Here is a 12,735-nt window from a genome sequence, read left to right on the forward strand (position 1 = left end):
CCAGGGCATAAGCGACTCCATAAACGGGTTCTTATGCCTTAGTTGTAAGTGTCTACCATGTCCCCGAACAAGTGTTCACTATGTCCCCGGACCGTACAGTGGGAGAGGGCCGGGGTGAGGGCACCAGCCCGCACTGTTCAAACCAAATCAAACCAACCGGTTTTTCGCATCCGCAATCGCCTGCGCCACCTGCTTCGGCGACACGCCGCCTTTCGCCGCACGCTTATCCAGACAAGACTGCAGCGCCAGAATCGGATACACATCGTCTCCAATCACCGCGCTGAATTTCTGCAGGTCGGCCAGCGTCAGATCTTCCAGCGGTTTACCCTGGCGAATGGCTTCCACTACCGCTTCACCCACAATATGGTGCGCTTCACGGAACGGTACGCCTTTCGCTACCAGATAATCTGCCAGTTCGGTAGAGTTCGCATAGCCCTGCTGCGCCGCTTCCTGGCAGCGCGGACGTTTCACCTGAATGCCGTCCAACACCAGCGCGCCCATATGCAGACAGTCCAGCCAGGTGTCGAGCGCGTCGAACAGCCCTTCTTTGTCTTCCTGCATATCTTTGTTGTACGCCAGCGGCAGCCCTTTCAGGGTCATCATCATGCCGGTCAGCGCACCCTGCACGCGGCCACACTTGCCGCGGATCAGCTCCAGCGCGTCCGGGTTTTTCTTCTGCGGCATCAGGGATGAGCCTGAGGTCACGCGGTCGGACAGCTCGACGAAGCCCGCTTCGCCAGAGTTAAAGAAGATCAGGTCTTCGGCAAAGCGCGACAGGTGCACCATCCCGATAGAGGCATTGGAGAGCAGCTCCAGCACGTGGTCGCGGTCAGAGACGCTGTCCAGGCTGTTACGGGTGGCGGAGGCAAAGCCCAGCCAGCCTGCCAGCTGTTCACGGTCGATTTCATACGCCGTACCGGCCAGCGCACCGCTGCCCAGTGGGCTCACGTCCAGACGCTTCAGGGTATCCTGCAGACGGCTTTCATCACGCGCCAACATCTCAACGTAGGCCAGACACCAGTGCGCAAAGGTCACTGGCTGGGCGCGCTGCAGGTGGGTATAACCCGGCATTACCGCGTCCTGGTTGTTCTGCGCGGTCTCCACCAGCGCACTCTGCAGCTGACGGTTGGCCGCCAGCAGTTCGCCAACGGTATCTTTACACCACAGCTTCAGGTCGGTGGCGACCTGATCGTTACGGCTGCGCCCGGTGTGCAGCTTTTTTCCCAGTTGGCCGACTTTGTCGATCAGTTTGCCTTCCACCCAGCTGTGAATATCTTCAGCATCGCTTTCGAGGATCTGCTGCGGGTTAAGACGCACCTCTTCCAGCAGATTGTTCAGCGCGTCTTCCAGCTGTAATTGTTCGTCTGCGGTCAGTACGCCCACCGTCACCAGCGCTTTGGACCAGGCCACAGAGCCGACAATATCCTGTTCGGCCAGGCGGTAGTCGAAGCGCAAAGAGTCGTTGAACTGTTTGAACCGCTGATCCGCTGCCTGTGTAAAACGCCCACCCCAAAGTGCCATAACGAATTTCCTTAATGATGATATTTTTGCCCGGTGGCGCTACGCTTACCGGGCCTACAAAATTCACGTAGGCCGGATAAGCGAAGCGCCATCCGGCACAGAGTCTTAAGCCAGAATACGCGTGCCAATCGGCGTGCCGTTGAACAGCGCCGGGAGCTGCTCCGCGTGACGCCAGGAGGCGATATCCACAGGGCGGCCCAGCGTGCGCGCCGCATCCAGCGCGGCGTTCACTTTAACGATCATGCCGTCGGTAATAATGCCCTGTTCGATCAGCTGCTCGGCTTTGGCGGCGGTCATTTCCGCAATGCGCTGGCCTTTGCCGTCCAGAATGCCGCTCACGTCGGAGAGCAGGATCAAATCCGCGCCCAGCGTTGCCGCCAGTGCCGTTGCCGCCTGGTCCGCGTTGACGTTCATCAGCTCGCCCTCTTCGGTCACGCCGATAGAGCTCACCACCGGCAGGAACCCCCCTTCCAGCAGCGTGTTAATCAGCTTAGGCGAACCCGGCTGTGCCAGTCCAACGTGGCCGAGCGCTTCGTCGAGCTGGGTCACTTTTACGCTGTCGCCATCGCCCAGATAGAGGCCAACGGAGGCAATGTGGTGTTTCTTCGCCCACGCCAGCAGCGTTTTGTTCGCCGTACCCGCCAGCGCACCGGTAATGATGTCGATCTGGTCAGCAGGCGTGACGCGCAGGCCGTTCTTCTTTTTCACCGGCAGGTTGAGCCCTTTCATCAGCTCGTCCACCACGCAGCCGCCGCCGTGCACAATCACCAGCGGACGTTGGTGTGATTCACGATAGTTCACCAGCGCGGTAAACAGACGCTCCAGCGCTTCTTCGCTGTCCAGCAGTACACCACCGAGTTTGATAATTAATGGGTTCATCATCACACCTTAAATAAGAGCCTGCGTTTCCGGGAAACCGAAACGAATATTTGCACACTGCATTGCCTGCGCGGCAGCGCCTTTGAGTAAGTTATCTTCTGCGGCCACCACAATCAGGTGCTCGCCCTGCACGGCAAAACCGATATCGCAGAATGGCAGGCCGACCACGTTTTTCAGCGCCGGCACGCCTTTGTCGTACAGACGCACCAGCGGTTTATCCGCGTACGCCTGCGTGAAGGCCTCGCTCACCTGCTCTTTGGTTACGCCAGGTTTCAGGCGGCAGGTAATGGTTTCGAGGATCCCACGCGGGAAGCTGCCCAGGTGCGGCGTGAAAATCACGTCCGCGCCCAGATGCGTCGTGATTTCAGGGTGATGACGGTGATTAAACACGCCATACGGCTGAAGGCTCACTTCGCAGAAGCTGTTGGAGATAGCGGCCTTGCGCCCTGCTCCGCTCACGCCGCTGGTGGCGTTGATCACCGGCCACTGGTTGAGATCCAGCAGGCCCGCGTCGATCAGCGGCTTCAGGGAAAGCTGCGCCGCCGTCGGGTAGCAGCCCGGCACGGCAATCAGGTTCGCTTCTTTCAGCTTGTCTGCGCTCCACTCCGCCAGGCCGTACACCGCTTTTTCAAGCAGATCCGGGTGCTGATGGGTGAAACCGTAATATTTTTCGTAAAACGCGCCGTCGTTAACGCGGAACGCGCCGGAGAGGTCGAAGACTACGCAGCCAGCCGCCAGGAACTGCGGCGCCAGGTCGTGGCTGACCTCGTGCGCGGTGGCTAAAAACACCACGTCGACGCCGTCGGTAAACTCGCTGATGTCAGACATTGGCTGCAGCGGCAGATCGACAATGCCCCTAAGCTGCGGATGCAAATCGGAAATTAACTTTCCTGCATCATTGCTTTGCGCTGACACGGTCAAAGCGGTTATGGTCATATGTGGATGGCGATTCACGTAGCTTACAAGCTCTGCGCCCGCATAACCGCTAGCGCCTACAATCAGCGTATTCAACATCGGGTTCCTTTATGCTCAACGTTAATGTATTTTTATTCACATTTATTGCATGAATATTGATACTATCACGACCTAAGGTGTGTCAACAATGAAAATGAACTTACCGCCATTTATCGAGATCTACCGCGCCCTGATTGCCACTCCGTCCATCAGCGCAACGGAAGAAGCGCTGGATCAGAGCAATGAGTCTTTAATCAATCTGCTGGCGGGGTGGTTTAGCGATCTTGGGTTTAACGTTGAGGTTCAGCCCGTCCCCGGAACACGCCACAAATTCAACCTGCTCGCCAGCACCGGTACCGGTGCGGGCGGCCTGCTGCTGGCCGGTCATACCGACACCGTGCCGTTTGACGATGGCCGCTGGACGCGCGACCCGTTCACCCTGACCGAGCACGATAACAAGCTCTACGGGCTGGGTACCGCCGACATGAAAGGCTTCTTCGCCTTTATCCTCGACGCGCTGCGTGACGTGGACGTGACGAAGCTGAAAAAACCGCTCTACATTCTGGCGACCGCCGATGAAGAGACCAGCATGGCGGGCGCGCGCTACTTCTCTGAAAACACGTCGATTCGCCCGGATTGCGCGATCATCGGCGAGCCGACTTCACTGCAGCCGATTCGCGCGCATAAAGGCCATATCTCTACCGCCGTGCGCGTGCTGGGCCAGTCCGGCCACTCCAGCGATCCGGCGCGCGGCGTGAACGCCATCGAACTGATGCATGACGCCATCGGCCGCATCATGACCCTGCGCGACGACCTGAAAGAGCGCTATCACTACGAGGCGTTCACCGTGCCGTATCCGACGCTGAACCTCGGCAGCCTGCACGGTGGTGATGCCTCGAACCGCATCTGCGCCTGCTGTGAACTGCACATGGACATCCGCCCGCTGCCGGGCATGACCCTGAGCGATCTCGACGGCCTGCTGAATGAAGCGCTGGCCCCGGTGAGCGAACGCTGGCCGGGCCGCCTGACGGTCTCGGAATTGCATCCGCCGATCCCGGGCTATGAATGCCCGCCGGATCACCAGTTGGTCCAGGTGGTGGAAAAACTGCTCGGCGAAAAAACCGACGTGGTGAACTACTGCACCGAAGCGCCGTTTATTCAGACCCTGTGCCCGACGCTGGTGCTCGGCCCGGGCTCCATCAACCAGGCCCACCAGCCGGATGAATATCTGGAAACCCGCTTCATCAAGCCCACCCGCGAACTGATTACTCAGGTTGTGCACCACTTCTGCTGGCATTAAAACCGCACCGAAGAGTCCCCTCTCCCTGTGGGAGAGGGTTAGGGTGAGGGCAACAAATCGCATGATCTCCGTCACATTCCCATAAGCATCTCTTATCTGACGCAAAGCGAATTAAATTTCGTAAATTGCCCACATTTATTCGTTTGCTGAACCGTTTTCGCAGCAATTGACGACGGGGGTTTTACGTGGCTTTATAAAGGGAGATGACAAAATAATGTCCAAAAGATTTTCGATTGGGCATAAACAAAAATGATGGGGTGACTGGGTTTTTATGAACGAACAATATTCCGCGTTGCGTAGTAATGTCAGTATGCTCGGCAAAGTGCTTGGAGATACCATCAAAGATGCGTTGGGGGAAAACATCCTCGACCGCGTTGAAACCATCCGCAAGCTGTCTAAATCTTCCCGTGCCGGTAACGAAGCCAATCGTCAGGAGCTGCTCACCACCTTGCAGAACCTGTCAAATGATGAGCTGCTGCCCGTTGCACGCGCATTCAGCCAGTTCCTGAACCTGGCAAATACCGCTGAGCAATACCACAGCATTTCGCCAAACGGCGAAGCGGCCAGCAACCCGGAAGTCATTGCCCGCACCCTTCGTAAACTGAAAGACCAGCCAGACCTCAACGAAGCCACCATCAAAAAAGCGGTGGAGTCTCTTTCGCTGGAGCTGGTACTCACTGCTCACCCAACCGAGATCACCCGTCGCACCCTGATCCATAAAATGGTGGAAGTGAATAACTGCCTCAAGCAGTTGGATAATAAAGACATTGCCGACTACGAACGCAACCAGCTAATGCGCCGTCTGCGCCAGCTGATTGCTCAGTCCTGGCACACCGATGAAATTCGTAAGCACCGCCCAAGCCCGGTCGACGAGGCCAAATGGGGCTTTGCGGTGGTGGAAAACAGCCTGTGGGAAGGGATACCAAACTACCTGCGCGAGCTGAACGAACAGCTGGAAGAGAACCTGGGCTACCGCCTGCCGGTCGACTTTGTTCCGGTGCGCTTCACCTCCTGGATGGGCGGCGACCGCGACGGTAACCCGAACGTGACCGCGGAAATCACCCGTCACGTCCTGCTGCTGAGCCGCTGGAAAGCGACCGATCTGTTCCTGAAAGATATTCAGGTGCTGATCTCCGAGCTGTCGATGGTTGAAGCAACACCGGAACTGCGCGCGCTGGCCGGAGAAGAAGGCGCCAGCGAGCCGTACCGTTTCCTGATGAAAAAACTGCGTGGTCAGCTGATGGCGACTCAGGCCTGGCTGGAAGCACGCCTCAAAGGTCAGCGCCTGCCGAAACCCGAAGGTCTGCTCAGCCAGAACGAGCAACTCTGGGAGCCGCTGTACGCCTGTTACCAGTCGCTTCAGGCCTGTGGCATGGGCATCATCGCTAACGGCGAACTGCTCGACACCCTGCGCCGCGTGAAGTGTTTCGGTGTGCCGCTGGTGCGTATCGATGTGCGTCAGGAAAGTACCCGTCATACTGAAGCGCTGGGTGAACTGACCCGCTACCTCGGCATCGGCGATTATGAGAGCTGGTCCGAAGCCGACAAGCAGGCCTTCCTGATCCGCGAACTGAATTCCAAGCGCCCTCTCCTGCCGCGCAACTGGGAGCCAAGCAACGACACCCGCGAAGTGCTCAATACCTGTAAGGCGATCGTGGATGCGCCGAAAGGATCGGTGGCCGCCTATGTGATCTCCATGGCGAAGACCCCATCCGACGTGCTGGGCGTTCACCTTCTGCTGAAAGAAGCCGGTATCGACTACGCTCTGCCGGTCGCGCCACTCTTTGAAACCCTCGACGACCTGAACAACGCCAACGACGTGATGACGCAGTTGCTGAACATCGACTGGTATCGCGGCTTTATTCAGGGTAAGCAGATGGTGATGATCGGCTATTCCGACTCTGCAAAAGACGCGGGCGTGATGGCGGCATCCTGGGCGCAGTATCAGGCGCAGGACGCACTGATCAAAACCTGCGAGAAAGCCGGTATTGAACTGACCCTGTTCCACGGACGCGGTGGCTCAATCGGCCGTGGCGGCGCGCCTGCTCACGCGGCACTGCTGTCACAACCACCGGGAAGCCTGAAAGGCGGCCTGCGCGTCACCGAGCAAGGCGAGATGATCCGCTTCAAGTACGGCCTGCCGGAAGTGACCATCAGCAGCCTGTCGCTCTACACCAGCGCCATTCTGGAAGCGAACCTGCTGCCTCCGCCGGAGCCAAAAGAATCCTGGTGTCGCATCATGGACGAGCTGTCAGATATCTCCTGCGATCTGTACCGCGGCTACGTGCGTGAAAACAAAGATTTCGTGCCTTACTTCCGTTCAGCCACGCCTGAGCAGGAGCTGGGTAAACTGCCGCTGGGCTCGCGTCCGGCCAAACGTCGCCCAACCGGTGGCGTCGAGTCTCTGCGTGCAATTCCGTGGATCTTCGCCTGGACACAAAACCGTCTGATGCTGCCCGCCTGGCTGGGTGCCGGTGCCGCACTGCAGAAAGTGGTGGAAGACGGCAAGCAAAATGAACTGGAAACCATGTGCCGCGACTGGCCGTTCTTCTCTACCCGCCTGGGCATGCTTGAGATGGTCTTCTCGAAAGCTGACCTGTGGCTGGCGGAATACTACGATCAGCGTCTGGTGAAACCTGAGCTGTGGGCGCTGGGTAAAGAGCTGCGCGAACTGCTGGAAGGCGACATCAAAGTGGTGCTGGATATCGCCAACGACTCACACCTGATGGAAGACCTGCCGTGGATTGCCGAATCTATCCAGCTGCGTAATATCTATACCGACCCGCTGAACGTCCTGCAGGCAGAGCTGCTGCACCGTTCGCGTCTGGCAGAAGAGGAAGGTAAAGAGCCGGATCCACGCGTCGAACAGGCGTTAATGGTGACGATTGCAGGCGTTGCGGCAGGTATGCGTAACACTGGTTAATCGGTTTTGCCGGGTGGCGCTTACGCTTACCCGGCCTACAATATGCTTTTCGTAGGCCCGGCAAGCGCCAGCGCCGCCGGGCAATACCCTGGTATCCACACCATGCACCACGATATCCCCCACATCCTGAATGACCTGATCAACGGCACCTTGCCGCTGCGTCAGGTGCATTTCCCCCCTTCGGCTAAACCGCTCCCCCGAACGTCACCTTGCCTCGTGCTTAGCTTTGATACGGCCTGCGAAGCGTTATTTTTTTCATCCGGTAATATTCCGCTTCAACCCGCCTTTTCGCTCAACATCAGCTTCGGCAAGCAGCAACTGACTCTTCAGCTCGAGCGCGACAACACGCTTTTGCAACAGCAACAGGTTGCCAGACGCGGGCCGCGAGTGGGCGCATTCCTTTTGCAGACGCTCGCTGAATTGCAAATGCAGCCAGACGATCGGGAAACGGCCAGACTGGTGGTATTAAGTTTGCTCAGCCACTGTCGCGATCTGCTGGGCAGCGATATCCATACCGCCAGCCGCAGCCGTGCATTATTTGAAGCGATTCGTCACTACATCGAAGAACATCACGCCTCTGCACTGACCCGTGAATCGGTGGCGCAGGCGTTTTATATTTCACCGAACTACCTTTCTCATCTTTTTCAAAAAACAGGCAGCGTGGGCTTCAACGAATATCTTACGCAAACACGCCTCGAGCACGCGCGTCAGCTTCTTAAAGGCTACGAGTTTAAAATCAAAGATATCGCCGCCAGCTGTGGGTTTACGGACAGCAACTACTTCTGCCGCCTCTTTCGCAAGCACACCGAACGTTCCCCTTCCGAATATCGACGCCAGTATCACAGCCAGCTAATCGCCAAAAAGTAGCACTGTGATCGGCATCGCACTTCATTAAGCAGAATACATTTGTCCAGTATTTGGCAAAATTGACCTGTATTCGCCGCGCCTGGGTGCGCCGTATCCTTTATTCAACCTTTCTGACTTAAGGAAAAATAATGGAACTGTACCTGGATACCGCCAGCGTGGCGGACGTTGAACGCCTGGCGCGCATCTTCCCCATCGCGGGCGTCACCACCAACCCAAGCATCATTGCCGCCAGCGGCGAATCCATCTGGGACGTGCTGCCGCGCCTGCAACAGGCTATCGGCCCGGACGGCACGCTGTTTGCCCAAACCCTGAGCCGCGACGCAGAAGGCATGGTGGCGGAAGCTAAACGCCTGAGTAATGCCATCCCGGACATCGTGGTAAAAATCCCGGTCACGGCGGAGGGGCTTACCGCGATCAAGGCGCTGAAAAAAGAGGGCATTACCACGCTGGGTACTGCCGTTTATAGCGCCGCACAGGGTTTGCTCGCCGCGCTGGCGGGAGCGAAATATGTCGCTCCCTATGTAAACCGCGTTGATGCTCAGGGTGGTGACGGCATTCGCACGGTCCAGGAGCTGCAATCCCTGCTGGAACTGCACGCGCCGGAAAGCAGGGTGCTCGCCGCCAGCTTCAAAACGCCGCGCCAGGCGTTGGACTGCCTTCTCACCGGATGTGAAGCAATCACGCTTCCTTTAGATGTAGCGCAACAAATGCTCGGCACCCCGGCGGTAGAGTCAGCCATAGAGAAGTTCGAGCAGGACTGGAAAAACGCGTTTGGTAACCTCAACCTCTAAGGGAGAACTGTTATGGACCGTATCATTCAATCACCTGGGAAATACATCCAGGGTGCTGATGTGCTTACCCGTCTCGGCGACTATCTGAAACCGCTGGCACAGCGTTGGCTGGTTGTCGGCGATAAATTTGTGCTGGGTTTTGCCGAAGAAACCCTGCGTCAGAGTTTTAAAAAAGCCGAACTGCATGCCGAAATCGCGCCGTTTGGTGGCGAATGTTCACAAAATGAAATCGATCGCCTGAAAAAGCTGGCCGACAGCGCCGACTGCATGGCAGTGCTGGGCATTGGCGGCGGTAAAACGCTGGATACCGCCAAAGCGCTTGCCCACTTTATGGACGTGCCGGTCGCCATTGCGCCAACCATCGCATCCACCGATGCGCCGTGCAGCGCCCTTTCCGTGATTTATACCGACAGCGGTGAGTTCGACCGCTATCTGATGCTGCCGCATAACCCGAACATGGTCATTGTCGACACCAAAGTGGTGGCGGGCGCACCGGCGCGGCTGCTGGCCGCCGGGATTGGCGATGCACTGGCAACCTGGTTTGAAGCACGCGCCTGCTCGCGCAGCGGGGCAACCACTATGGCCGGCGGAAAGTGCACACAGGCGGCGTTAGCGCTGGCCGAACTGTGCTACAACACGCTGGTTGAAGAGGGTGAGAAGGCGATGCTGGCAGCGGAACAGCACGTGGTGACGCCTGCTCTTGAACGCATTATCGAAGCCAACACCTATCTCAGCGGCGTAGGTTTTGAAAGCGGTGGTCTGGCAGCGGCACACGCTATTCATAACGGTATGACGGCGGTACCGGATGCGCATCACTTCTACCACGGCGAAAAAGTGGCGTTTGGCACGCTGACTCAACTGGTGCTGGAAAACGCGCCGGTAGAGGAGATCGAAACCGTCGCGGCACTTTGTCACAGCGTGGGGCTGCCGATCACGTTGGCGCAGTTGAATATCAAAGAAGACATTCCGGCGAAAATGCGTCTGATTGCGGAAGCATCTTGCGCAGAAGGTGAAACCATTCACAACATGCCGGGTGGCGTGTCACCGGATCAGGTTTACGCGGCGCTGCTGGTTGCCGACCAGTATGGGCAGCGTTTCCTGCAGGAGTGGGAGTAAATAGCGTGAATAAAAATCCCCGCATCAGCGGGGATTTTTTTGCCCGTAGGCCGGGTAAGCGTTAGCGCCACCCGGCACAAGGGTTACTGCAGGTCAAACCGATCCAGATCCATCACCTTCGCCCATGCCGCTACGAAGTCACGAACGAACTTCTCGCTGGCATCGCTGCTGGCGTAAACCTCAGCCAGCGCGCGCAGGACAGCGTTGGAACCGAAGACAAGGTCGGCACGGGTAGCGGTGTATTTCACTTCACCGCTGGTGCGGTCGCTACCGGCAAACAGTTCGTTTGAGTCGTCGGTCGCTTTCCACTGGGTGTTCATATCCAGCAGGTTCACGAAGAAATCGTTGCTCAGCACGCCTTCACGGTTGGTGAATACACCATTCTTGCTGCCATCGAAGTTGGCACCCAGAACGCGCAGGCCACCGATCAGCACCGTCAGCTCTGGCGCGGTCAGCGTCAGCTGCTGGGCTTTGTCGATCAACAGTGACTCGGTGGTGGATACATCCACCTGCGCACGGTAGTTGCGGAAGCCGTCGGCAATCGGTTCGAGCAGAGTAAACATCTCGATATCCGTTTGGTCCTGACGCGCATCGACGCGGCCCGGCGTGAACGGTACGTTGACGTAAACACCTGCGGCTTTCGCAGCCTGCTCAACGCCCACGACGCCCGCCAGCACGATGATATCGGCCAGTGAGGCTTTGTTGGTGGTGCGCTGGATAGCTTCCAGAGCCGGTAACGCGCGAACCGCCGCGGCGTTCACATCCCAATCGCGCTGAGGTGCCAGTGCCAGACGCGCGCCGTTGGCACCGCCGCGCTTATCGCCACCGCGGAAGGTTGAAGCTGACGCCCAGGCAACCGAAACCAGTTCGCTCACGGACAGACCGGATGCCACAATTTCCGCTTTCAGGCTTTCAATGTCTTCTTTCGAAGGATTGAACACCGCCTGCGGCAGTGGATCCTGCCAAATCAGATCTTCTTTCGGCACTTCCGGGCCGATGTAACGCGCTTTTGGCCCCATATCGCGGTGGGTCAGCTTGAACCAGGCACGCGCGAAGGCTTCGTTGAAGGCCTGCGGATCGTTCAGGAAGCGGCGGGAAATTTTCTCGAACTCCGGGTCAAAACGCAGCGTCAGGTCGGTGACCAGCATGGTTGGCTTACGTTTTTTCGACGGGTCGAACGGGTCAGGCATGATTTCCGGTGCATCCACGGCTTCAAACTGAATCGCACCTGCCGGGCTGCGGGTCTGCACCCATTCGTATTTGAACAGGTTCTCGAAGAAGTAGTTGCTCCACTGAGTCGGGGTTTGCGACCATATAACTTCCAGACCGGAGGTAATGGCATCTGCGCCAATCCCCGTGCCGTGCGTGCTCGCCCAGCCCAGGCCCTGCGCTTCAATCGGCGAGGCTTCCGGGTCGGTGCCCACGTGCGTGGCTTCACCCGCGCCGTGGGTTTTGCCGAGAGTGTGGCCGCCCGCGATCAGCGCAACGGTCTCTTCGTCGTTCATGCCCATGTTGCCGAAGGTCGCGCGAATGGCCGCCGCAGCAGACAGGGGTTCACCGCTGGCGTTTGGCCCTTCCGGGTTGACGTAAATCAGGCCCATTTCGGTGGCGGCGAGAGGACGCTTCGCCAGCGCTTCCGGGTCACGGTGGGTCAGCCAGGCCTTTTCATCGCCCCAGTTCACGTCCAGATCCGGCTCCCAGACGTCTTCACGCCCGGCGCCAAAACCAAAGGTGCGGAAGCCGGAGTTCTCCAGCGCCACGTTACCCGCGAGGATAAACAGGTCAGCCCAGGAAATTTTTTGTCCGTATTTTTGTTTGATAGGCCACAGCAGGCGGCGCGCCTTATCCAGGCTCACGTTATCAGGCCAGGAGTTCAGCGGTGCAAAGCGTTGTTGACCGCGTCCGGCACCGCCGCGTCCGTCAACGGAGCGATAGGTACCTGCCCCGTGCCAGGCCATACGGATAAACAGGCCCGCATAGCTGCCCCAGTCGGCAGGCCACCACGGTTGAGAGTCGGTTAAAAGTGTTTTGAGATCGCCTTTAAGGGCGGAGTAATCAAGCTTGCTAAATTCTTTGCGGTAGTCGAAGTCTTCACCCAGTGGGTTCGAACGATTGGAATGTTGGTTAAGAAGATCGATGCGGAGTTGTTTTGGCCACCAGTCGCGGCTGCCTGTACCTGCGCCCGCGCTGTGATCGACGCCGCCCTGATGGAACGGGCATTTGCCGACTGATGCCGCTTTATTGGTCTCGTCTGACGTGCTCATCGCTTTGCTCCCTTTTACAGTGTTACCGTTACGATATACGCCCTTGTTGATAAGGTATAGTTGAGATAACCCACAGATTCGATAGTTAAATCCGTTTAATTTCCCATGGAAAATACATGA

Annotated in this window: 9 protein-coding genes; 5 read left to right on the forward strand and 4 right to left on the reverse strand. The window is 57.8% G+C overall.

Features of this window, described 5'->3' with window-relative positions; all coding sequences use genetic code 11:
- Nucleotides 1–147: 147 nt before the first annotated feature.
- The 3 genes from argH to argC form a co-directional block, all read right to left on the reverse strand.
- Nucleotides 148–1,521, reverse strand: a complete 1,374-nt coding sequence (argH, locus tag ACTJJA_RS22110) for an argininosuccinate lyase (protein WP_440669220.1) — start codon at nt 1,519–1,521, stop codon at nt 148–150.
- Between the two features lie 105 nt (nt 1,522–1,626).
- The gene (gene argB / locus ACTJJA_RS22115) at nt 1,627–2,403 is read right to left on the reverse strand and encodes an acetylglutamate kinase (RefSeq protein WP_128568645.1); all 777 of its coding nucleotides are present in this window, start codon (nt 2,401–2,403) and stop codon (nt 1,627–1,629) included.
- Nucleotides 2,404–2,409: 6 nt separating this feature from the next.
- Nucleotides 2,410–3,414 carry an N-acetyl-gamma-glutamyl-phosphate reductase gene (argC, locus tag ACTJJA_RS22120; RefSeq protein WP_260663360.1) on the reverse strand — a complete coding sequence of 335 codons (1,005 nt, stop codon included), beginning with the start codon at nt 3,412–3,414 and terminating at the stop codon, nt 2,410–2,412.
- An 88-nt stretch (nt 3,415–3,502) separates the two neighbouring features.
- Here argC and argE point away from each other — a divergent pair, with 88 nt between their 5' ends.
- From argE to gldA, 5 genes are all read left to right on the forward strand, one after another.
- Entirely contained in the window at nt 3,503–4,654 is a 1,152-nt protein-coding gene (argE, locus tag ACTJJA_RS22125) for an acetylornithine deacetylase (protein WP_028014830.1), read from the forward strand.
- A 271-nt stretch (nt 4,655–4,925) separates the two neighbouring features.
- Nucleotides 4,926–7,577 (forward strand): phosphoenolpyruvate carboxylase, encoded by a 2,652-nt coding sequence (ppc, locus tag ACTJJA_RS22130; RefSeq protein ID WP_440669221.1) that lies wholly within the window; start codon nt 4,926–4,928, stop codon nt 7,575–7,577.
- A 102-nt stretch (nt 7,578–7,679) separates the two neighbouring features.
- Nucleotides 7,680–8,444, forward strand: a complete 765-nt coding sequence (locus ACTJJA_RS22135) for a helix-turn-helix transcriptional regulator (RefSeq protein WP_023298892.1) — start codon at nt 7,680–7,682, stop codon at nt 8,442–8,444.
- A gap of 128 nt (nt 8,445–8,572) precedes the next feature.
- Nucleotides 8,573–9,235, forward strand: a complete 663-nt coding sequence (gene fsa, locus ACTJJA_RS22140; RefSeq protein ID WP_440669222.1) for a fructose-6-phosphate aldolase — start codon at nt 8,573–8,575, stop codon at nt 9,233–9,235.
- Nucleotides 9,236–9,247: 12 nt separating this feature from the next.
- A complete protein-coding gene (gene gldA, locus ACTJJA_RS22145; RefSeq protein ID WP_089599279.1) occupies nt 9,248–10,351 on the forward strand; it encodes a bifunctional L-1,2-propanediol dehydrogenase/glycerol dehydrogenase in 1,104 nt (367 codons plus the stop codon).
- Between the two features lie 83 nt (nt 10,352–10,434).
- On the opposite strand, the gene katG is transcribed toward gldA, so the two are convergent.
- Nucleotides 10,435–12,615 (reverse strand): catalase/peroxidase HPI, encoded by a 2,181-nt coding sequence (gene katG / locus ACTJJA_RS22150; protein WP_440669223.1) that lies wholly within the window; start codon nt 12,613–12,615, stop codon nt 10,435–10,437.
- Between the last annotated feature and the right edge of the window lie 120 nt (nt 12,616–12,735).

This window comes from Enterobacter sp. 22452 (assembly GCF_052045065.1).
Lineage (GTDB): Bacteria > Pseudomonadota > Gammaproteobacteria > Enterobacterales > Enterobacteriaceae > Enterobacter > Enterobacter mori.

Coding starts and splice junctions, on each gene's coding strand:
- ppc (WP_440669221.1), top strand. CDS start 4,926: ATGAACGAACAATATTCCGCGTTGCGTAGTAATGTCAGTATGCTCGGC.
- gldA (WP_089599279.1), top strand. CDS start 9,248: ATGGACCGTATCATTCAATCACCTGGGAAATACATCCAGGGTGCTGAT.
- fsa (WP_440669222.1), top strand. CDS start 8,573: ATGGAACTGTACCTGGATACCGCCAGCGTGGCGGACGTTGAACGCCTG.
- argE (WP_028014830.1), top strand. CDS start 3,503: ATGAAAATGAACTTACCGCCATTTATCGAGATCTACCGCGCCCTGATT.
- argC (WP_260663360.1), bottom strand. CDS start 3,414: ATGTTGAATACGCTGATTGTAGGCGCTAGCGGTTATGCGGGCGCAGAG.
- ACTJJA_RS22135 (WP_023298892.1), top strand. CDS start 7,680: ATGCACCACGATATCCCCCACATCCTGAATGACCTGATCAACGGCACC.
- argB (WP_128568645.1), bottom strand. CDS start 2,403: ATGATGAACCCATTAATTATCAAACTCGGTGGTGTACTGCTGGACAGC.
- argH (WP_440669220.1), bottom strand. CDS start 1,521: ATGGCACTTTGGGGTGGGCGTTTTACACAGGCAGCGGATCAGCGGTTC.
- katG (WP_440669223.1), bottom strand. CDS start 12,615: ATGAGCACGTCAGACGAGACCAATAAAGCGGCATCAGTCGGCAAATGC.